Origin of the sequence: Prevotella sp. HCN-7019 (assembly GCF_037890215.1) — a bacterium.
In the GTDB taxonomy this organism is placed as follows: Bacteria; Bacteroidota; Bacteroidia; order Bacteroidales; family Bacteroidaceae; genus Prevotella.
Genome location: NZ_JBBKBO010000010.1, coordinates 35,265 through 57,537 on the forward strand (window position 1 = coordinate 35,265; position 22,273 = coordinate 57,537).

The 22,273-nt window shown below is 48.7% G+C and carries 13 protein-coding genes; 7 read left to right on the forward strand and 6 right to left on the reverse strand.

Annotation, left to right across the window (positions count from 1 at the left end; all coding sequences use genetic code 11):
• Nucleotides 1–119: 119 nt before the first annotated feature.
• Together WKT13_RS11495 and WKT13_RS11500 are read right to left on the reverse strand one after the other, a co-directional pair.
• Entirely contained in the window at nucleotides 120–1,526 is a 1,407-nt protein-coding gene (locus WKT13_RS11495; RefSeq protein ID WP_340323980.1) for a DUF5723 family protein, read from the reverse strand.
• 22 nt (nucleotides 1,527–1,548) lie between these two features.
• Nucleotides 1,549–3,324: a hypothetical protein gene (locus tag WKT13_RS11500; RefSeq protein ID WP_340323981.1), complete on the reverse strand. Its 1,776-nt coding sequence runs from the start codon at nucleotides 3,322–3,324 to the stop codon at nucleotides 1,549–1,551.
• A gap of 806 nt (nucleotides 3,325–4,130) precedes the next feature.
• Here WKT13_RS11500 and WKT13_RS11505 point away from each other — a divergent pair.
• From WKT13_RS11505 to cdaA, 3 genes are all read left to right on the forward strand, one after another.
• Nucleotides 4,131–6,440 carry a glycoside hydrolase family 3 N-terminal domain-containing protein gene (locus WKT13_RS11505; protein WP_340323982.1) on the forward strand — a complete coding sequence of 770 codons (2,310 nt, stop codon included), beginning with the start codon at nucleotides 4,131–4,133 and terminating at the stop codon, nucleotides 6,438–6,440.
• A gap of 177 nt (nucleotides 6,441–6,617) precedes the next feature.
• Nucleotides 6,618–7,463 carry a dihydropteroate synthase gene (gene folP, locus WKT13_RS11510; protein ID WP_445323601.1) on the forward strand — a complete coding sequence of 282 codons (846 nt, stop codon included), beginning with the start codon at nucleotides 6,618–6,620 and terminating at the stop codon, nucleotides 7,461–7,463.
• Nucleotides 7,464–7,508: 45 nt separating this feature from the next.
• Nucleotides 7,509–8,282, forward strand: a complete 774-nt coding sequence (cdaA, locus tag WKT13_RS11515) for a diadenylate cyclase CdaA (protein WP_298617575.1) — start codon at nucleotides 7,509–7,511, stop codon at nucleotides 8,280–8,282.
• A 182-nt stretch (nucleotides 8,283–8,464) separates the two neighbouring features.
• Here cdaA and WKT13_RS11520 read toward each other — a convergent pair whose 3' ends face one another.
• Entirely contained in the window at nucleotides 8,465–11,080 is a 2,616-nt protein-coding gene (locus WKT13_RS11520) for an alpha-L-rhamnosidase C-terminal domain-containing protein (protein WP_340323984.1), read from the reverse strand.
• 148 nt (nucleotides 11,081–11,228) lie between these two features.
• On the opposite strand from WKT13_RS11520, the gene WKT13_RS11525 reads away from it, so the two are divergent.
• A complete protein-coding gene (locus tag WKT13_RS11525) occupies nucleotides 11,229–12,101 on the forward strand; it encodes an AraC family transcriptional regulator (protein ID WP_340323985.1) in 873 nt (290 codons plus the stop codon).
• Between the two features lie 884 nt (nucleotides 12,102–12,985).
• Here the strand turns inward: WKT13_RS11525 and WKT13_RS11530 are convergent.
• Nucleotides 12,986–14,881 (reverse strand): hypothetical protein, encoded by a 1,896-nt coding sequence (locus WKT13_RS11530; RefSeq protein WP_340323986.1) that lies wholly within the window; start codon nucleotides 14,879–14,881, stop codon nucleotides 12,986–12,988.
• A gap of 485 nt (nucleotides 14,882–15,366) precedes the next feature.
• Between WKT13_RS11530 and pta the strand changes: the two genes are divergently transcribed.
• The 3 genes from pta to WKT13_RS11545 all read left to right on the forward strand — a co-directional run bounded on the left by pta (nucleotide 15,367) and on the right by WKT13_RS11545 (nucleotide 20,183).
• Nucleotides 15,367–16,374, forward strand: a complete 1,008-nt coding sequence (pta, locus tag WKT13_RS11535; RefSeq protein ID WP_295311062.1) for a phosphate acetyltransferase — start codon at nucleotides 15,367–15,369, stop codon at nucleotides 16,372–16,374.
• 100 nt (nucleotides 16,375–16,474) lie between these two features.
• The gene (locus WKT13_RS11540) at nucleotides 16,475–17,671 is read left to right on the forward strand and encodes an acetate kinase (protein ID WP_340323987.1); all 1,197 of its coding nucleotides are present in this window, start codon (nucleotides 16,475–16,477) and stop codon (nucleotides 17,669–17,671) included.
• A 463-nt stretch (nucleotides 17,672–18,134) separates the two neighbouring features.
• Complete coding sequence (locus WKT13_RS11545; RefSeq protein WP_340323988.1) at nucleotides 18,135–20,183, forward strand: hypothetical protein; 2,049 nt, start codon at nucleotides 18,135–18,137, stop codon at nucleotides 20,181–20,183.
• A gap of 518 nt (nucleotides 20,184–20,701) precedes the next feature.
• Here the strand turns inward: WKT13_RS11545 and WKT13_RS11550 are convergent.
• Entirely contained in the window at nucleotides 20,702–21,400 is a 699-nt protein-coding gene (locus WKT13_RS11550) for an SGNH/GDSL hydrolase family protein (RefSeq protein ID WP_295311068.1), read from the reverse strand.
• Nucleotides 21,401–21,421: 21 nt separating this feature from the next.
• On the reverse strand, nucleotides 21,422–22,192 hold the full coding sequence (locus WKT13_RS11555) for a UDP-2,3-diacylglucosamine diphosphatase (RefSeq protein ID WP_295311070.1): 771 nt from the start codon (nucleotides 22,190–22,192) through the stop codon (nucleotides 21,422–21,424).
• Nucleotides 22,193–22,273 lie beyond the last annotated feature (81 nt).

Below are 22,273 nucleotides of genomic sequence, written 5' to 3' on the forward strand. Positions count from 1 at the left end.
ACTGGCGAAACCGTAGATACCGCGTTGTGGCGGTGACGGAGCGCCGTGCGTGTCCGCTTTTTTATGTGTTTCGGCAAACCTTGTCGTGTGCGGCGGTCTGCCGTATTGCTTGTCGCTGATTACCAGACAACGCTCATTCCTAGTGTGAGGCTTGCGTTCGAACTCAGCGGAATCATTTCCTTGCTTGTCTTACCAAGTATGTGGTCCATTCCGATGAAGAGGTTATAGCCTTTCGGATGCAGGTTGAGTACCCATCCCATGCTTGTGGTGAAGCAGTTCACAGCGAAGCTTACGCCACCGTCGAGCCAGCTCAGCGGAGCATAGTTGGCACTCAGACGTCCTTCTGTCCAAGAGTATGCTCCTTTTATGCGTGAGGTGCAGAGCGCACCGAACGAAACTTTGCGATATACCGGCAGCGTGTATTCGGCGCCCACATTGATTGTCGCGCCAATACCTGTGGTGCGTCCGCCCTTATCGCCGAGGTCGGTAAGGTTGGCGAAGTCAGCCAGCTGATCGCCGTAGCGGTCAACCTTTGTGTCGATTTCCTCGCCGCGGTCAGATGTCACCGACACATCGTGGAAGCCGTTGAAGATGAAACTCTTCGATCTGTTCTCTGCCGCCATGTCGTTTGTCCAGTTGATGAATCCGAGGTCGAGTACTGATGCGCTGACTGTCCAGTCGTCGTTTATCTCGTACACACCGCCGAGGTCTATGGCCATACCGAAGCCGCCTACGCCGAAACCATCGAGGTCTACGTCGTTCACACGTTCGTATGTTCCGCTGCCCTCAATGTTGTATTCCTTCTCCTCAGACACATAAGAGAAACCTTTCATCGATACGTCCGCCGTGGCTTCTCCCGTTATGGTCCATTTGTCTTCGGCTGCGAGGTCTGCCTTCATGTTCTTCATCTTCACGTCGGCACGTGCCAGACCCACCAATACTTTCAGTTTCGCACCCAGGCGCAGTTTGTCGTTTATCTGGCGTGAGTGGCCAAGTGCTATTTCCGCATACGACTGTGCATGAGCATTTATGTCGCCTATGTTATAGGTCTTGTTGCCTGTGTTTTTCGCAAACTCGAACAGTTCGTATGGCAACGACATGCCCAGCGAGCTTTTGGAGTTTATCTCTATGGTGTTGTAACCGCCCCAAGCCTTGAATCCTGCGGACAGAATGGCCAGGCTGACATCGCCTGTTATGCGGTTGTTGCCGGTGCTGAAACCGCTCAGGGCGTCCTCTGCTGAGATGTAAGGGTTCATGAATGTTGTCATTTTCTTGTTGCTCTGCGACGGATACATTGGGTTGTGCATGATGACATCCTGATATCCGAAGTTGCCGTTGAGCTTTATGTTGATGTTGCCCATTGCCGGTATGGAGAAATAGTTCTGCTCGTTGCCCAGAGCCGGATTGAGTGTGTGGCGGAACTTGTAGTCGTTGGTGAAGTAGGCCGAATTGAGAGTCTGTGCCGCAGCACTGCATCCTATCATCACGATAACGGCCGTCAGTATGTTTCTGTATATTGTTTTCATTTTATGGTTCTTGTTGGTGTTGTTAATTGAAATCGGCTATAATTTTTCCTGTTACCTTTATTTTCACATCGCGTGCTATGAGGAAGTGCTTCTTCGAGTTGAGCGTCTTTCCTGTCACGCTGTCGGTTCCGTCTTCCGATTTTGCCTTGCCCTGTATGGTGAGACGCAGACCGTCAATCTTCTTCATTGCGTCGGCCGTCTTCTTGGTGATATTTATTGTGAGCGGTGTATAGGCAGACTCTTCGCCGTCGGGCGACGCTATGACTGTGCCGGACACCTCTACGTTCACGTCAGTACTGATGTCGTTGCCGTTCTCGTCGATTGGTGTGGCCGTCAGTGTGAGATATGCCGGTACGCGGTTCTCTATGTTTGCCGTTACGGTGATGCACGCGTCGTCGCTCAGGTCGTAGTCTTCCAGATCCTTGTGCCATCCGTCTATCGAGTCTTTATACACAATGCTTGCGTTCTCGGCAAATGCGATCGGCGCCTCTACACTGTATTTCGGTGCGATGGTATAGGTGTGGTCGAGCATGAACTCGCTCTCTTTTGTCTTGTCGGCCATGGCCTCTGCGTCGAAGCTTATGTTGTCCGGTATTGTCTCGATGAGTGTCGATAGTTCCGGCACCTCATATGCGTTGCTGCCATATTCAGCCTCTATCTCAGCTGTCTTTCTGCGACATATACAGATGTTTGTTGTTGTCGCCGGATGTATGGTCATCTGTGGTACAGTTACGCTTGCGGTTTTTCGTCCGTCTTTAGTGGCTGTGATTGTGCCGTTCACCAGTCCGGTGGCATTCATTGTGTTATTTATTGCAACCATTATCTGCGGATTGTCGAGGTCGGCTCGCACGTCGCCGTCTGTCAGAAACTCCGGAACGCCGTTTATCTCGATGTTTCCGAGGCTGTTCAGATCGATTGAAGGATCGAACTTGCCTACGGCCGACACAGGCTTGAATGTGTCAAGGTTGAACGTATTGTTTATCTCGAATCTTGTCTGCGACGGTGTACCTGTTATGTCGAGTGTTGCTTCCAGGCTCATGTCTATGTCGCCGGTCAGTGTTATGTCGCCGTTCTCTATGGTCAGTTCACCGTTGTCCATGTTGTCGGCAGAGAAAACGAGCTCGTCTGTAGTCACTGTCAGTGAGAGGTCGCGCGATGTGTTTACGCCAGTCAGAGTTATGACAGTACCGCTGTGTGAGAGCGTTCCGTTGCCGTTGCCCGACACACTTCCTACGACGATATATTCAGGCATGAAGAACTGCAGCTTGTCTATTGTCGGCATGACAGAGCTGAGTCCTTGTGGGAAATGCACACTGAGATCCATAGACGCAGGATTGATGCTCACACGTGTGAGGTCCACTACGTCGTCCGAGTGGCCGTCGTATACGAATCGCCTGATACGTTGTGTGTTGGAGAATTTTGTACGTGCATGGGCCTTGGCGTTCTTTTTGGCCATGCTTTCGAGGTCTATCACAAAAGCCTGTCCGCTTGTGAGTTTCTCCATAATGGTGAATCCGTCCACCTTTATTTCCGTAACCTCGATCTCGTCACCCGTCTGTTCGAACACGTAGTCGCCGTTGTCCCTTACTTTCACGCAGTCGCTGTTGTCGAGGTCGAGCACGTCAGCCAGTTTGATAGTGTCGGTTGAACTTCCCGGAAGGGTCAGTTCGCCGCCTATGCCCACTGTGTTGTCAATGTTGTTGAAGTCATAATCGCTGTCGGTGCACGCACCTGCAACGAAAGCCCCAGTCGCTATCATTGCGATTGCAGCTAAAACATTAATGTTTTTCTTCGTCATTTTAAAAGTTTTGTATTTTTGTTTTATAAATCTTGTTGTGAATTGTCGGTATCGCTATTCCAAAATTCGCATATAATGGGGCGTATGTAATAATAATGTGCAAAAATAAATAAAAATATTCAAAATATGTATATTTGAAATCGAATATTATTGGAAATGTCATTTAATAATCTTTTTCCGTGATGCTTTTCCGTTTTTCTTCGCGATGTGCAGCGATATGCAGTTTTCTGCATAAATATGCAATTTGAAAAGTAAAAAATTTTGACAGATGAAATTTTTAAAATAGAAATGCGACGTCGGAAAATTATGCATAAGAAATGAATAAAAATGCAATGTGAGTCGGATTTTTGATTTACGGTTTACAGGAAAGGCTTTTTCATGTGTCGAAACGGTGTGTATTGAGGTGTATTATGTACTGTTTCGCACTGCAAAAGAGGCTATATCACCACGCATAAAAGGCTCTTTCGCAACGCGTTGCGGGGCGTTTGAAAATCCGGTTGAGACTATATCGTTGACAGACAGATGTTTACGTATATTGCCAGAAATTCGCGTATTTGCCACCGGAAAGTTTTTTCTTCATTCCGACGGCACTCTCGTGAAGTTGACATCTCTTTTTTATGCATTTTCCGTTGCATATTTTCTGCATAAACGGGTGACAGGTTAGGGTAGTCCGCTATGCTGCCTGCGGGCTTGCTTTTCGTGCATACCGGCTCCGCGTGAAGGCAAAAAAACGGATTTATTCTGCCTTTTTGCATCCCGTTTTTCGTATCTTTGCGATGTAGTTTATCTTGACATAATAACGTAAAATGAATTTCAGAGCTTTTGCGGTACACGTAACCGTGTGCCTGTCTGTTGCCGTTGCGTCGCACGCACAGACATACAAAGATCCCAATGCAAGTATTGACGAGCGTGTGGAAGACCTTCTCGGTCGTATGACTCTTGAGGAGAAGATAGCGCAGATGAACATGAACGGCATGGGCGAATACCGTCAGTTGCCTCACGGGGCAGGCGTCGTTGAGAGTCCTTTCATCAGTGTACAGGAGATTGCACGCATGTCTTCCGAAACCAAATGTTATGCACGTGAGAATACACGTCTGGGCATACCGCCCATTCAGATAGGCGAGTGTCTGCACGGACAACTGGCAATGGGCGCCACCATTTTTCCGCAAGCCATAGCGCAGGGAAGCACGTGGAATCCGGCACTTGTGGAGCGTATGGCTTCGGTCATAGCGCTTGAGGCTTCGGCATCGGGAGTGGATCAGGCGCTGTCGCCGCTGTTCGATCTGGCCCGCGAACCTCGTTATGGGCGTACGGAGGAATGTTACGGCGAGGACCCTTACCTCGTGGCGCGCATGGGTGTGGCCTTTGTCGAGGGCATGCAGGGCAAGGCTGAATACACACGTGTACACGGCATAGCTCCCGGCAAACTGATGTGCACAGCCAAACATTTCGCCGGTTACAGTGTGCCAGCAGGCGGAATAAATCTCGCTCCGTCGTCGTTGGGTGAGCGCGAGATGCGCACTCTCCATCTGTATCCGTTCGAGAAAGTGGTGAAGGATGCCAATGTGTGTGCCGTGATGCCGTCGTATAATGAGGTGGACGGCATGCCTGCCCACAGCAACCGCTGGTTGCTCACCGACGTATTGCGCGGAGAGTGGGGCTTCAGCGGATATATATTCACCGATTACGGAGGCCTGAGCCAGTTGCACAACTTCCATCATGTGGCAGCCGATGCGTCTGAGGCGGCAGTCATGGGCATCAATGCCGGTGTGGATCTTGAGGCCGCACGTCCCGATGCTTACGCCCGTTTGTCCGATCTTGTGAAAGCCGGCAAGGTGAAGGAGGAGCAGATCGATACTGCTGTCAGACGTATACTGCGTGCCAAGTTCATGGCGGGACTGTTCGATAAACCTTATCCCGATCCGGAACGTCTGTCTGAAGTGGTTCACCGTCCGGAGCATGTGGCGCTGGCATTGGAGGTAGCGCAGGAGTCGGCTGTACTGTTGAAGAACGATAGCGCGCTGCTTCCGCTCGACGCTTCGAAGCTGAAGTCTCTGGCCGTCATCGGTCCGAACGCCGACCAGGTGCAGTATGGCGACTATACTTATACACGCGACAACCGCTCGGGTGTCACCATATTGCAAGGTCTGCGCGACAGGCTCGGCAGCCGTGTGCAGATAAACTATGCCAAGGGATGCAACATCACTGGCAGCGACCGTTCGGGCATTGCTGCGGCGGTTGAGGCTGCAAGCAAGAGCGATGTGGCTGTAGTGGTGCTCGGCGAGACTAGTGTCATACTCTCAGGTCTGGGCTGGGGCGTCGGACTTGGAGAGAATGAGCCGCGCGATCCGTTTGTGTCGGGCGAGGGTTACGACCTCACCAGTCTCGATCCTCCCGGCGTACAGCGCGAGCTTTTGCAGGCAGTCTGCGCCACGGGCAAGCCTGTTGTGCTCGTCATGGTGCACGGACGTCCGTGGTCAATCGGTTGGGAGAAGGACCACGTTCCGGCAATTCTCGAGGCATGGTATCCCGGAGAGCAGGGCGGAAACGCCATAGCCGGCATCTTGTTCGGCGATGTCAATCCGTCGGGAAGACTCAATTGTTCGGTTCCCCGTTCGGTGGGTCATCTGCCGGTCACATACGATTATAAACCAAGTGCGCGTGGCATAAACCGCGAACCGGGCACTCCCGAAAAGCCGGGACGTGACTATGTGTTCTCATCGCCCGCGCCGCTGTTCGCCTTCGGACACGGACTCAGTTACACGACGTTCGAATACAGCGACCTCAAAATAGACAACAACGCATCGGCAAAGACTGTTCGGGTGAGCGTAAACGTGCGCAATACAGGCAGCCGCGACGGCAAGGAGGTGGTGCAGCTTTATGTGAACGACCGCGTCAGTTCGGTGACAACACCGCAGAAAATGCTGAAAGGTTTTGACAAGATAGAACTGAAGACGGGTGAGCAGAAGACCGTTACCTTTGACCTTCCTTACGACGAACTGGCGCTGTGGAACGCATCCATGCAGCGTGTTGTCGAGCCGGGCGAGTTCTCGGTGATGATAGGTCGCTCGGCCGAGGACATCGCTCTGTCGGGCAGTTTTGTCGTCAGCGACTGACGAAAGCGCCCGTCCGGCGGTGAGTGAATGTATTTATCGCTATCTTTTTGCGATTTAATTTGTATCTCACATTTTTATTTTATCTTTGCATAAGACATTGCTTAGCCCGGCAATTTGAGAGCAAGTTCTCATTCGTTCGTCTGCGATGTCTTCTGAAAAATAGGATTTATGCACGATATGAAACATACGATAAATGTCCGTGGCAGGCTTCTCGACCTGTCGGTGCCGCAGGTGATGGGCATTCTAAATGCCACGCCCGACTCGTTCTTTGCCGGCAGTCGCCGTCAGACAGAGACTGAGATAGCCGTCAGAGCCAACGAAATAATAGAGCAGGGCGGAACCATAATTGATGTGGGAGCGTTCTCTACACGCCCCGGAGCCGACGAGGTGAGCGAACAGGAGGAGACCGAACGCCTGCGCCGTGCGCTCGCCATAGTGCGTCGTGAACAGCCTGACGCCGTACTCTCTGTGGACACTTACAGACCGACAGTGGCCCGTATGTGTGTTGAGGAGTTCGGTGCTGACATCATAAACGATGTGTCCGAAGGCGGTATCACGGGTATTGTCAACACCCCGATACACGAGGAGGAGAGCATGTTTGAGACTGTAGCGCGTCTGCGTGTGGCTTACATCCTCATGTCGGTAAAGCCCGACCTGTACAGCATGATGAAGGCTTTTGCGGCCGAGGTACAGCAGTTGCGCGACCTGGGCATGAAGGATGTTATACTCGATCCGGGCTTCGGCTTCGGCAAAACGCTTGAGCAGAACTACCGCATAATGGACGGAATGGAACGTCTGCATGAGCTCGGTCTGCCGCTGCTTGTGGGCATATCGCGCAAAAGCATGATATCGCGTGTGCTTCAGACCGACGCCTCGGGCGCGCTCAACGGCACCACCGTGCTCAACACCATTGCGCTTCTCAAGGGCGCATCTATACTGCGTGTGCACGATGTCAGGGAGTGTGTGGAGGCTGTTAAGATCGTAAGCGCCATGCGGACGGATGCTTCCGGCGTAGACATATAGTGTGGATAATCATCAGTTTCAGTTTAACGGCAATAATCAACGGCAATGATTGAATTCGGAATAAAAGATGTAGTGGATATTGTTCTTGTGGCGCTGATACTCTATTATGTGTACCGCCTCATGAAGGAGAGCCGTTCGCTCAATGTGTTCATCGGCATCATCGTGTTCGTGATAGTGTGGCTCTTTGTAAGTCAGGTGCTTGAGATGCGCCTTCTCGGTTCTATTATGGACAAGCTGGTGAGCGTCGGTGTCATCGGTCTCATAGTGCTTTTCCAGGAAGAGATACGCAAGTTTCTTTATACACTCGGCACGCACCGCCGTTTCCAGATCATCACCCGGTTCTTTGCTTCGGGCGGAACATCGAGGGATGCTGAGGCCGACAAGGAGACAATCATGCCTATTGTGATGGCGTGTATCGACATGGCGAGAGGTAAGGTCGGTGCGCTCATTGTGATAGAACGTACCATCAGGCTCGACGACATCGTGGAGACGGGCGATCTGATAGACGCCAACATAAACCAGAGACTCATCGAAAACATATTCTTCAAGAACTCGCCGCTGCACGACGGAGCCATGATCATCTCGAAAAAACGTATCCGTGCCGCCGGATGCATATTGCCAGTGTCGCACAGCCACGACATACCGAAGGAACTGGGACTGCGCCACCGTGCCGCACTCGGCATATCGCAGGGCAGTGATGCCATAGCTGTGGTGGTGTCAGAAGAGACGGGCCGCATATCCGTGGCGATAAAAGGCGACTTCAGGTTGCGCCTCTCTGCAGAGGAACTTGAAAGTCTGCTCACACGTGAGATGAACTGATCGTCGGACAGAACAGGCCGTACGGAATGTGTGCGGCAATCTGTAAGCAATACGGTGACATAATAATATGACATAAAAAAAGTGCGTCCGCAACTTTATAGAGTTGCGGACGCACGTCGTAATATAACACAACCGGATGGGTTGGATATCGCTGAATACAGGTTCTTTCCCCTCAGAGAGACTTATCTTACTATGAATTTTCTGCCGTCAGAAATGTAAATTCCATCAGCAAGACTGTCTTTGTCGACGGATATTCCGGAGAGGGTGAACATCCTGTCGTCGGCTTTCTCGGTTTCAGGATTGGAGATGCCGCTGCTGACAGGGCCTTTGTCAAAGTATATGGCGTTGATTACGGCATTGTCGCCACGAAGATTGTTGCAGAGAATACGCACTGACCTGTCGTACGTGAATACAAAATACACACCTCCGTTGAGGTCGGATACGTGTGTGGAAGGTGCGATGATGTGGCCTGTCTCTATGTCGAAGAGATCTATCATGAGTTCACGTCCGCCTTTGTCACAGTCGGCTACATATACTGCCACGGTGTACGGACTGTTCTGTTTCACCTTTATGTCGGCCGGACACATCTGCACTCCGCCTGAGAAATAGCATCCGAACGCCTTGCGCGCACCGGGTTCGTCCGATACGGGAATCATCGCTTTGGGATCTATCGGAGTGATGATTGTCGAGCGATGCTGGTCTATTGTCTCTTTGCCGAAGTCGAATGTGACTGATTCCACGTAGTCGGGAAGTTTCACAAGATCCTGTTTCTCCGGGCCGCCGCCCACTATGAGGTAGCCGTCCTTGCCGTATTTTTTGAACCATTCGCCCTGTGTCTCGTGATCGGTTCTTATGTCTGTTATCACATACTTGAACTCCTCGTCAGGCAGTTGTCTGCATTCTCCGGAGTAATATGCTCTGATGCAGTGGGTGCCTTCGGCGAGATTGTCTATATATACAAAGTCTTCGTCCTCGGACATGGTGCCGATGGCCTTTCCGTTCAGTTCTATCCTGTCTATCTTCATGTCTTCCTTGGGAATGGCCAGCATGGCTTTTGTTCCTGCGGGAACAGTGAGAGTGTCGAGCCCTGTTTTCATGTTGAAGCTGGCTTTTATTGGTCCGTAGGGCGTGTTGACCTGTCCTGACACGCGTGTGGCCACGCCTTCAAAATGCGGTTTTACCTCAAACGTCTTGAATCCCGGTGATGTCGGCTTGATGCCGAGCATCTCTCTTGTGAGCCATGCGGTGACTCCCGAACCCCATGGATGGGCAAGGCTGGTGTATGTAGTCTGTGTGTATGGTATCGGTCCGTTTTTTCCGACAATATCGTTCCAGCACGGACGGTACACCTCGAGGAAGCATGTGGCGCCGTATTCTATCTGTCCGCCCCATTCGTCCAGTATTGCCGCGAACGCATCGTCGTAGTGTCCGGCCTTTGCCATGGCGTTGATTACCATGTATTCGTTGAAGGGCGAGTAGGAGAGTCTTTGCAGACGATCTGTGAAATCGGGGTGGTAGAGGTCCTGAAGATCGGCAAGCAGGTCGGCGTTTATGGCGTCGGCCGAAGAGTGCATGCCCATGTTTTCGATGTTGCCGGGCATTTTTGTGAACAGAGTTGTCTTGGCCTTGGCCCACTTGTCGTAGGTGTCGGCCTTGTCGTTCTCACCTATTGTTCTCAGTGCTTTTGCAAAATGCTTCCATGCTCCGATGGCAAGCATCTTGTATGCCAGTTTGTTTTCGTTTATGTTAGGATTGTCGAAACCTCTTCCGGTGCGCTCTCCCCATCCGAAGAACTCAAGGTTTGACGGACTGTCAAAAATGCTCCAGGCGTGGCTTAGGCGTTTCTCTGCCATGGGGATGAGACTCTTGAAACCTTCTGTGTCGCCGGAATGCATGTAATAGTCGATGAGGCTTTCAACCCAATACAGTTCGTAGCTCTCGATGTTATTGGGGTGTGAGTCAGTCCAATGTAGATTTTTCAACACTGCGTCATAGTTGGAAAATGCCACGAGTGAAGCTGCCTGTGCAGGCCATGCGTCGCCGGTCCATGAGAAGCGGTCGCCTCTTTCAAGGAGTATTGCGCCGAAACAGTCCTCACGAAGATTTGCTTTCACGGTCCATGCTCCCACATACCATATTTTGTTTATCAGCGGATTGTCACAGTCGAACGAGCCTGTATAGTTTGTCGGTTTCACCTGACTGACGGCGCGGACGGATGTTATCGTAAACGGTGACTTGAAGTTTTTGACATAAATGAAACCATATCTTACGCCTTCATACAGTTCGGAATTGAGTTCCAGTCTGTATGTGTTGCCATACTTGACAGGTGTGCGTGTCTTGTTGATAATCTCCGGAACATTGTACTCACTGATGCCAAGCTCCACCTCACCGTTCATGTCCGGACTGTCTATTTCAATCCATGCGGGCAGTTCTGCGCCCAGATCGAAGCGGATGACACAGTTGCCTTTGACGTCTATGTCGCATGTCTCGCTGTTTATTGTTGTCAGTCCGCTGACGTTGTCGGCCCCGGATGTGGCTACGGCGCTCTGTGGATGGGTGATGAAAATCTGCAACGGATCGCTCGCTTTAGGATTGTCCCATACATAATTTACCAGCGGATCGGGTGAGTCGATGACTGTCGGCCCCAACAGCGAACCACCGTTTATATACTCGTAAGGTTGTTGTATGGGTGAGCGTCTTGAGATGATCCCGTCGTCAGAAAGAGGTTCACCGGCAGGCAATACGGCCGGCATGAAGCATACAGATGCAAGGGTCAGGAGTTTAAAATAGGTTTTCATATCTCTTTAATTCATTTTTTGACAACTTAGTGAAAACAAATGTAGCTTTTATTATTCGGGTGTGAAGAAAATAATTGATTTATTTATGTAATATTTTGACATATGGATAAATAATCCTACATTTGTGTGTTTCCTTGTAAAAACGGGTATGATATATTTTGAATATCTGATAGCTAACGACCGTGACTATCGCTGGGGACTGGTGACTACAACTGTCGGAGTGCAGGAGATAGGCCCCGGCGCGGTTTATCCTGTAAGAGAACACCCGGATGCCTACATGTTTTCTACAAAGAAAGACAGAATATTGCAGGAGTTTGTTTTTCTTTACATATATGAAGGCAGCGGTTGGTTTGCCTCTGCGCACTGCAAGAAGACAAGGGTAAAGGCGGGAGATATGTGCCTTATCTTCCCAAACGAATGGCACAGTTATGCTCCGGATAAGGAAACAGGATGGGCGGAAGCATGGATTGGATGTAAGGGAACAATACCGCAGCAATGGATTGACAACGGTTTCTTTACGCCCGACAATGCTGTGTTGAACATCGGAATGAACAATCAGTTGCTGGATTATTTCAACAGGGCATACGAGGTTGCGAAACAGCAGAGTCCGGCTTATCAGCAGATGCTTGCGGGATATGTAGGTATGATAAGCAGCACCGTCTATTCGGCATGCAGGGGATTGGCTTACAAATGCAGCCCTGTTATAAAAAACATCAACAGGGCAAAGAGATTCATGCACGATAATATCTGTGAGAATATTTCCATGGAAGAGGTTGCACGGTATGTCGGCATAGGCTATTCGAAGTTCAGAAAGGACTTCAAGCAGATAACAGGACTGTCGCCCAACCAGTATTTCATAGAGATGAAACTGGAGCGGAGCAAGACCATGCTTCTCAATGAAGAGATATCCTGTAAAGAGGTGGCGTTCAGTCTTGGATTTGATTCTCCGCCTTATTTCACAAAGGTTTTCCGTAGCCACACGGGGCTTACTCCGCAGGAATTTCGCAACCGTCATTTATGAAAGAACGCTTGTCCGGGATATGTGGAAATCCGGTGGAGACAGGTTTTATACGTGAGGCATCGCGGAATGAAGAGAACATAACGGACAACGCGCGGCGTTATGAACAGCTGCTGCACATCTGCCCGCGTAACAACATATTCATGTTACCATAACCAGTAAATCCTCACCGTGAGAAAGACGCATGTTTCCCACGTGTCTAATCACGCCTCATTTCGGCGTTTTTAAAGAAAACCCGGACGGCGGACTTACAGTTTTTCTTGACTTTTTTTTGACAAAATAAAATCGCAAAAGAGAAGTGAGGGAATGTCAAATATGATGTTAGGAAAGCCTGTTTCCACCTTGTTGCCATTCTACATAGCCTGTTGCGGAGTGCCTTATAATTCGTCCTGCATTCTGATAATGCCCGTTTCAGCCTCCGGTTACGTCTGTTTTAGGGTGTGATATTGCGCGTTTCAGGCCATGAAATGGGCCATATCATGTGCTGAAATAGTGTGTTTTGCATGACAGAAAAATGCCTCTTGTGTGTAAGTGTTTGATGTTCAATGATTTGTATAAAACTCTTATTTCTCGCGAATTTGCGTCCGAAGGAGAGTCCGCCCGCAAATTCTCGCTTATTTTTCGGGGTAGAACAGAAAACTCGGACTGAAAAATCGCAGGATACTGAAAATCTGTAACTGCCCTCTTTTGTTTCCTTTTCAGCGGAGGCAACAGTACCTATACGTGATAGACTTCGCGGTTTTCTGTTGCAGCCAATTATCATAGAATTTCTACCTTGTCCTTATATGTGGGAATAAACGGTACGAACCAAAGAAAAACCCCGTAAGTCTTTGTTTATGAAACTTACGGGGCGAAATAGAGATTGAAATTACATCAGATTATGTATTTTATTTTTTGATGATCTTTTTACCATTGATAATATATATGCCTTTGGTAAGATCCTTGTTTTTAATGCGTACTCCCGACAGATTGTAAACATTTTCCGAATCAGTCTCTCCGGCATTTACAGATGTGATGTCGGTGGTTACGCCATTGATGTTTAACTTTACGTCCTTGTCGGCAGGTACCTGGAAATAAGCTCTCAGACCTTTTAGCAGGCTGTTGTCTGCGGTCGGTATGTCAAGCGCGAGGTTTTTGTTTATGGTGCGTTGTGAGCCGTCGGTCTGTAAAGTTACAGGATCATAAACTCCGACAAAGGCATATTCGCCGAATTCCGATTTGAGAGGTGTCTCGGCAGTGGCGCTTACGTTGGGGACAACAAAACCGTTGTGGATGTTGCGTGCCGGCTTTATCAGATATGGAACACCGGCTTTTATCATGTCCGAATTTGTGAACATCATTGTTTCATCTTCCACACTACTCAACTCTGTTACAAGCGTACCTTTTCCGAAAACGTGCTCAATCAGAGCTTTGTCCATATCAAACGGCAGACATATTGTGTTCCAGTAGTCGGCGCTCAGATGGCGGTCTACGACGGCGCGTATGTCTTCTATAGCCCCTGTGTAGTTGTCTCCGTTCTCGCTGTAATCAAATTTGTATGTCTCAACAATGCGTGTAAAGGCAGTCTCACTTCCGCTTGTTCCGTTGAGATAAAGCACATTATTGCCGGTGCCGTCGTCGATAACTTCTGCATATCCGGCATTGGCCGGGTCAATATAGAAATACTTTGTGTATTCGCCCATGCCATAAACGTTTTCAAAGTCATCGTCAACCAGCACGTTCTGACAGCCGTCCTCATAGTATTGTGTCAGCTTTATATTATCGATATAAGCACGCTGTGAGAAATCCTTTCCGTCCACGCGAAGACCTATTTCTCCGTTGTTGAGCAGGGCGAGATCGGTCATATCGTTCTGCGGGAAAACGTCCTGTAGCTTGTCGTCAATGTATGTATAGACAACATTTCCGAGAACTTCTATCTTTATGCGGTGCTTTGTCCCTATCAGGTCTGCCGCATTGAAGTCCGGAAAAGCCTTTCCGTCGCCCACGGCTTTCCAGCTTTCATTGCCGTTGGCAAGATGATATCTGATGAACGCATCATCCCCGCTCTGTCCCAATTGCCACATGTAGTAGGTGTCGTTGTCAGTTCTTCCGAATATGATTGACGCACAATTTTCAAGAAGTGTTATGTCTGCTTCAACTACATAATGCATGTCTTTTACTGCGCTGAGTATCGGATCGACTGGAAGACCGCGTTTTTCATTGTCCTTACTGCCTACAGCATGATACACGCCGTCGGAGACAGTGCCGTTCTGAAATGCTTTTGACGGGTCGTTGAAGTTGTTTTCGTAGATAATCTCCTGGGTGTCGTCGTTGGTTATTTTGAAATAATCGAAGTCAGCAGACTCGCCTATATCACCGGACCATGCCGCACGTGTTCCGATAGATCCAAAGGCAAGTGTCTCACCGCCCACTTCGTCGCTTTCGTATATCTGCACGTCGTCCAGATATACTTTGTAATGATTTCCGTTTGTTACTGTAATCTTTGTGACATGCCACTGTGTCAGATCTATATCGTCGAAAAACTGGTTCAGCTCTATTTCTGCATCACACGAAGGACCTCCATTCCAGTGATGCGGACGAAGGCGTGGATTGCCTTCTTGCTCTATATTGTATTGCAGCATGTAGAAATTGCTGGAAGTCTGATGTGAAAACATAATGCTTGCACTGATGTCATTGGCTTTGAAACGGGTCTCCACCGTGTAGTTCGGAATGTCAAAACTATATGCACCGGCGCTGATACATACGAAACATAAAAGAGTAAATAGTAGTAATTTCAGTTTCATAATAGATGGATTTTAATTAAAGTGTTTGATTATCCTGCAAATATACGTGTGAATTTATTCTCTGTGTATAGAATAAATGATATATTAATATAACGTTTTGATACTATCTGTAAAACGTCGGTGTGATGTGGCTCGGATGCATTCTGATGTTTATCAACGGTCTTTGCTGTGCATATCCGGTATTTTGCAGATTCCGATATGTCCATTATCGGTCTTGTTGACTGCCGGATGTCTGTTGTGATATGTCTGCAGTCGCCTTGCGGAGATGTGTCTTCCGTGTAATGACACACTGTGCTTTGTTGTGTAATATGTTGATTTTAAGTATTGTCCGACAGCTCCGTCGGTGCTTTTCCGCGCTTCCGGCAGACAATAAGCGCCACTTCGTGTTAATGCGAAAAAAACAGAGTTAAAACGTCCCTCTGTTCCGATTATTTTTCTTAATTTTGCAAATTGGAAATTACAAAATACATATTATATAAATAATCATGGATTTATTACAGAAAATCGTTGCGCATGCCAAGAGCAACAAGCAGCGCATTGTGCTCCCCGAAGCAACAGAGGAGCGTACTCTTAAAGCCGCCGACCGCGTTCTGGCTGACGACATAGCTGACATTATCCTCATAGGAAATCCTGAGGAAATAAACGGTCTTGCACAGCAGTGGGGCCTCTCTCACATCTCGAAAGCCACCATCGTGGATCCTGAGAACAATCCGAAGAGCGAGATGTATGCCGAAAAACTTGCCGAACTCCGCAAGAGCAAGGGCATGACAATAGAGGAAGCACGCAAGCTGGTGAAGAATCCTCTCTATCTGGGCTGTATGATCATAAAGCTCGAAGAGGCCGACGGACAGGTGAGCGGAGCGCTCAGCACTACTGGCGAAACGCTGCGTCCGGCTCTGCAGATCATCAAGTGTGCACCAGGTGTGACATGTGTCAGCGGAGCAATGCTTATCATCACTCATGAGCATCGCTACGGCGAGGACGGTATCTTCGTCATGGGCGACGTGGCTGTAACACCGGTTCCTACTGCCGAACAGCTCGCACAGATAGCTGTATGTACTGCTCAGACAGCCAAGGCAATTGCAGAAATAAAGGATCCGCGCGTAGCAATGCTCAGCTTCTCTACCAAAGGCAGCGCCAAGCATGAGAATGTTGACAAGGTGGTTGAGGCGACACGCCTTGCTCACGAACTTGATCCGGAACTGCATCTTGACGGTGAACTGCAGGCCGATGCCGCTCTCGTGCCGAGCGTAGGCGAGAAGAAGGCTCCGGGAAGCACCATCGCAGGTCATGCCAATGTGCTCATCGTGCCGAACCTCGAAGTGGGCAACATCTCATACAAACTTGTGCAGCGTCTTGGCAATGCGGTGGCTATAGGTCCGGTTCTGCAGGGTATCGCACGTCCGGTGAACGATCTCAGCCGCGGCTGTTCTATCGACGATATATATTATATGGTGGCCATCACGGCATGCCAGGCACAGGCTGCAAAATAAACATCAACCTGCCGCGTCGGTAAAATGCTTTCTGTCGTCATGCGACATGCTTTTTACCGAGGCGGCATAACTTATTTTTCAAACGATAACAAAAGCTAAAATGAAGATATTAGTACTTAATTGCGGCAGCTCGTCCATCAAATACAAACTCTACAACATGGACGATCACTCAGTCATGGCTGCTGGTGGTGCAGAGCGCATCGGACTCGATGAGGCATTCGTGAAGGTTACTCTGCCAAACGGTGAGAAGAAAAAGATAATGCACGACATGCCCGACCACAAGGAAGGTGTGAACTTTGTGTTCAGTCTGCTCACCGATCCTGAGATAGGAGCGATAAAGAGTCTTGACGAGATTGACGCCGTAGGCCACCGCATCGTGCAGGGTGGTGACCTCTTTGAGAAGAGTGTCATCGTGGACGAAAGCGTGGAACAGGGCATCGAAAGCCTCTGCGATCTGGCACCGGTACACAACGCCGGCCACCTCAAAGGCATACGCGCAGTGGACAAACTGATGCCTACTGTGCCGCAGGTATGCGTGTTCGACAACGCATTCCACAGCACAATGCCCGATTACGCCTACCTCTATGCAGTTCCGTATGAGCTTTATGAGAAATATCATGTGCGCCGTTACGGATTCCACGGAACAAGTCATCGCTACGTGTCACAGCGCGTTTGCGAGTATCTCGGCCGCGATATCAACACACAGCGCATCATTACCTGTCACATAGGCAACGGCGCAAGCGTTACTGCTGTTAAGTTCGGTAAGTGCGTGGATACATCAATGGGCCTCACTCCTCTTGCCGGTGTGATGATGGGAAGCCGCAGTGGCGACATCGATGCATCTGCTGTTACATACATCATGGAGAAGCTCGGACTGCAGCCTCAGGAGATGGCCGAATACCTGAACAAGGAAAGCGGTGTGCTCGGTATAAGCGGTGTATCGTCGGATATGCGCGAAGTTGAGGCCGCAGCTTCCGAAGGCAACAAGCGTGCACGCCTTGCACTCGAAATGTACACCTACCGTATCAAGAAATACATCGGTGCATACGCAGCCGCTATGGGTGGCGTTGACATCATCGTATGGACTGCCGGTGTGGGCGAGAACCAGACTGATATCCGCGAGAACTCATGCAAGGGACTCGAGTTCCTCGGCATTAAGATCGACTCGGAAGCCAACAATACACGTGGCGAAGAGGCCATCATCTCTGCTCCGGATTCAAAGGTTACGGTATGTGTCATACCTACCGACGAGGAGCTCATGATCGCCAAAGACACCATGGCGTTGCTCCAGAAGTAACGATGTGATGCGATTTTGTTTATTGATACGGTTTGATTTATTATCACACGTGTCTTTTTCATAATACAGACTATTTGATATAAATCGGAATATAACGGGAGACCGGCCATTGAAATCTACTTTTTCAATGGCCGGTCTCTTTTGTTTATTAATAAAGTTCCGTTATGTACGTGATGCATTCTTTGGTTTATTGAATATAGGAATGTTCATTTTTTAATGACGGATGTTTGGTCTTATAATATTGCATTTTCACACAGATAATTTGTAAAATACGGATATATGTTATAACTTTATGCCTTAAACATAATGTTGCGATACTTTATATATCCTGCAATATGATTATAACATCGTTCTAATGTTTGATAAACACTCGGTAATTATATATAAAAGAATGGGAAATCGTAAATCTTTTTTGTCTGCTGTGATTCCGGTTTTATTCGCATCATTTGCATTTCCTGTGAATGTGAAAAGTCAGTGTGAAGACAGCATTCCTGTAAGAAAGATTGATGAAGTTGTCGTGAATGCGCAGATGCAACGTACCAACGCGTCTGCATCGACATACATACCTACGTCTAAACAAAAGGCTTCCGCGCAGAATGCAACCGACCTTCTGCGCCAGCTTGCCATTCCTCAGATAAACGTAGACCTCATGAACGGTGAGGTAACAACGCCAAGCGGACAAAAGGTTACGATATACATAAACTCCATTCCCGCCACTGAAGAAGAGATGGAAGGCCTGTTGACGGCTGATGTACGCAAGGTGGAGTATCTTGATTTTCCCGTAGATCCACGTTTTCATGGAAGCGAACATGTGGTTAATTTCGTTGTTCAGAAATATGAATACGGAGGCTATACTAAGGCCACAGTGAATGAAAACTTCCTTATCGGAAAGCTGTCGAGTAGGGCGTCTGTTTATTCCAAGTTCGTTTATAAGCACATGACGTATGATTTATATGCCGGCGCATCGAACCATGATATCAGTCATCTCGGCACATCAACAACCGGTTCTTACACACTATCTGGTGATGACGGACAGCAATATCAGACCATACGGAACGAGTTTCTCGATGAATCGCGTTTCAAGTCGAACCAATATCCCGTGACATTCAGGGCAATCTACGATTCTGACAAAATTCAGATGTCCAATACCTTAGGCTTTAATTTCGAGCAGAATCCGATGGCCTACACGAGAGGTACGCTTTCTTTCTCGACAGAAGACGGCAATAATTATTCTTACAGTAAAAGTGAACCATACACAAGCCGTTATCTGATATGGTCAGGGAACTACTATTTCATTTTGCCGAAAAGTTTCCGTTTAAGTATCGCTCCGGGAATAAACTATGGTCATACCAACTATTCTTATATTTACCAAACCTCCTTACAGGATGCTTCCGGTATATTGAACAGTTCCAGGGAGGACGTCTTGCAGTTAAGGGGAAGCGCCACACTGTTCAAGAAGATTACCGACCGGCAGAACGTTTTCTTACGTGCATGGTACGGTTCTACATCCAACGATGTTAGCTATTCAGGCACATCGCCATACGACAATGATTTTTCCGATACATACGCAGGTGCTGCCTTGGGTTATAATTTCTCTGATAAGATGTGGAATATCAATGCAGACGTGGCTCTACAGTGGGAAAAGAACAAGATTAACGATCTGTCGGTGGAGGAACTCTATCCGCTGATCAATTTATCAGTCGGCTTTTCTCCGTCAAAAAAACATTCTTTCCGTACTTATTTCCATTTCGGAGCCAACTATCCGGGAGCAAGCGAAAAGACGCCTAATGTGCTTCAGCAGAATGAGCTTATGTATTATACAGGAAATCCGAACCTTGGACTGTCACGGCAGATAACATTCAATCTGTCGTATAACTGGATGCCCGTAAACGCATTCTCTGCTTCTGCTTTCGTGCAGTATTTCGGCGAATTTAATCTGTATGTGCCTGTTTATAATCCATACAATGACGGCAAGGCTCTGCTCAGAACCTTTGAGACAGACTGCGACTATAACCGTACACAGTTAGGAATGTCGTTCAATTATAAGCTGCTTAACGGCAATCTGCAGCTGGCAGCGTCGCCCTCTGTTTCATTATATCGCGTATCCGGACTTTTCGACATCAAGCGTTCCCCGTTCTATTGCAATGCTTCTGCCACCTATTATCTTGGTAACTTTTATTTCCAGGCATCTTATCAGACACGCAGTCTCACCGTTCAGGGCAACCGCGGAGTGATATACAAAGACCGTAATTTCTATCAGATGCTTGCCGGATGGAGCCGTTCCGGTTGGAATATCCGTGTGAGTGCGATGAACTTGTTCCGCAAAGACTGGCTGTGTTCCACCAATATCCTATCGACACCTTTATATTCCGAAACGCAGTATGTCAATGGTAATAACTTCCATCAGCGCCTCAATATCTCGGTAACATATACTTTGGGATATGGCAAGAAAGTGAAACGCGGTAATGAAGTAGGAGAACAATATGGAGCGGCTTCTGCCATTATGAAGTGATATAAGCGCAATCTTGTGCCTGTTGATGCTCCCGACTGGTCTTGTCTTTACATTCGTCAGTGGTATATCGGCGCAATGTCATCGTTGGTTTAAGGCTGTTCCGATATAGGCCTGATAGGTTTCTGAAACATACTTAATTGCAAATCGTGTTGCGGAAAGGTTTTTATCGCGTTCTGAAAGAGCCTTTGTTGACCCATGATAGAGCCTGTTTCGTGCTCTGAAACGGTCCATATCAGACCATGAAACGGCCTGTTTCGCAACCCGGAAAAGCCCATTTCACGACAGGTGAAAGCCAATGTCAATGAGCGCTTCTTATAAAACCGGCTGATAAAGGCAACCGTAATGTTTTGTCGGGCTCGTTCCGCCTCACGGATAAACATGCATTGTTGTTCGGTATGTATCTGCTTTCTGTCAACCGATAGATGTGGAACGGAAATACGGAATGGCTATCATAAAAGCATAAAAGGCATGTCATCCATAACGGTGACATGCCTTTCTTTATATCGTGTAGCCTGTTGTTACAGCGCTTTCTCTATTGCCGGGACAATCAATGCTTCCATAACGTCGTATCCGGCACCGTTGGGGTGCACTGTCTCCGGCGTGTATTTCGTGTCCATTCCGCCTTTGTCCGGGGCCAGCAATGCTGTGAAGTAGTCAACATACTGTATGCCGTTCTCCTCGGCATAAGCCTTTACGCGTGCGTTGAGGCTGCGTATCTTCTCCATGGCATCGGTGACAGACGGACGCCATCCGAAGTTTCTTGCCGGCAGAGTGGATGTTAGTATCACCTTAATCTTGTGTGCACGTGCGAGCTCCACCATTGTAAGTATGTTGCCGTAGGTTATGTCCTCGTTGTAAGGACCTGTGTTTTCGGCTATGTCGTTGGTGCCGTAGTTCAGCACGAGAACCTTCGGCTCCAGGTTGATCACGTCTTCACGGAAACGCATCAGGAACTGATACGATGTCTGTCCGCTTATTCCGCGTCCTATGTAACCGTGTTTCTTGAAGAACTCCGGGTGTGTGTTCACCCATCCTTCAGTGATTGAATTGCCCATGAAAACCACTCTTTTCTCGCCTTTGGCAGGCTTTCCGAGTTTTGCGTTTTCGCTGGCGTAGCGTTGGTAGTTGGCAAAGTCGTTGTGGTTCTGGGCCAGAGCGACATTGCATGTCAGCAGTGAACATGCCGCTGCAAGTACGATTGTCTTTAATGAAATCATAATAGATGTTATTTGGTTTGGTTATGGTCTGCTTTCGCCCTCGACGTATTCCTCGAGGAACATGTGCTCACCGTCGAACACGGCGTAGGTGAACTGCGTTATCCAGTCGCCTATTATCATAAGCCGCGACTTGCGCGAGAGAATGAGGTCAAGTTCAATGTGGCGGTGGCCGAAGATGAAATAGTCTATCTGCGGATGACTTTTCATATATTCCTTGGCAAACTGTACGAGACACTCCTTGTCTTCGCCCATGTACGGAGGTTCCTTTCCGTCGGCACGTTTCAGACGGCTGTGCTTTGCCCAATTGAGGCCGATTGCCATGCTCCAGCGCGGGTGTATGGTGTTGAACAGCCACTGGCACGTGCGGTTGTGGAATATCCTGCGCAGCAGTTTGAACTTCTTGTCAGGATCGCCGAGCCCGTCGCCGTGCGCCAGATAGAACACTTTGTCGTATATCTCCGTCGTCACAGGCTGCGTGTGCACCGTAAGTCCGCATTCCTTTTCCAGATAGCCGTATGTCCATATGTCGTGGTTGCCGGTGAAGAAATGCACCTCCACGCCCATGTCCGTGAGCTCCGACAGCTTGCCGAGAAAGCGGGTGTAGCCCTTCGGGACAACATATTTGTATTCGTTCCAGAAGTCGAACATGTCGCCGAGCAGGTAAATTGCGGCAGCCTTATGCTTTATGCTGTCGAGAAATCTTACGAGCCGCCGCTCCTGTGTGCGTCCGTGCTCTATCGCCAGCGAGCCGAGGTGTGCGTCGGAAAGGAAGTAAACGTTTTTCTTGTTCATATTGAAAGGTGGCGTAAGGGTGTTTCTTATGTGTTGTTGGCATGGGCGTGCCGGTGGCCGGTATTGAGACTGTCAGACCGC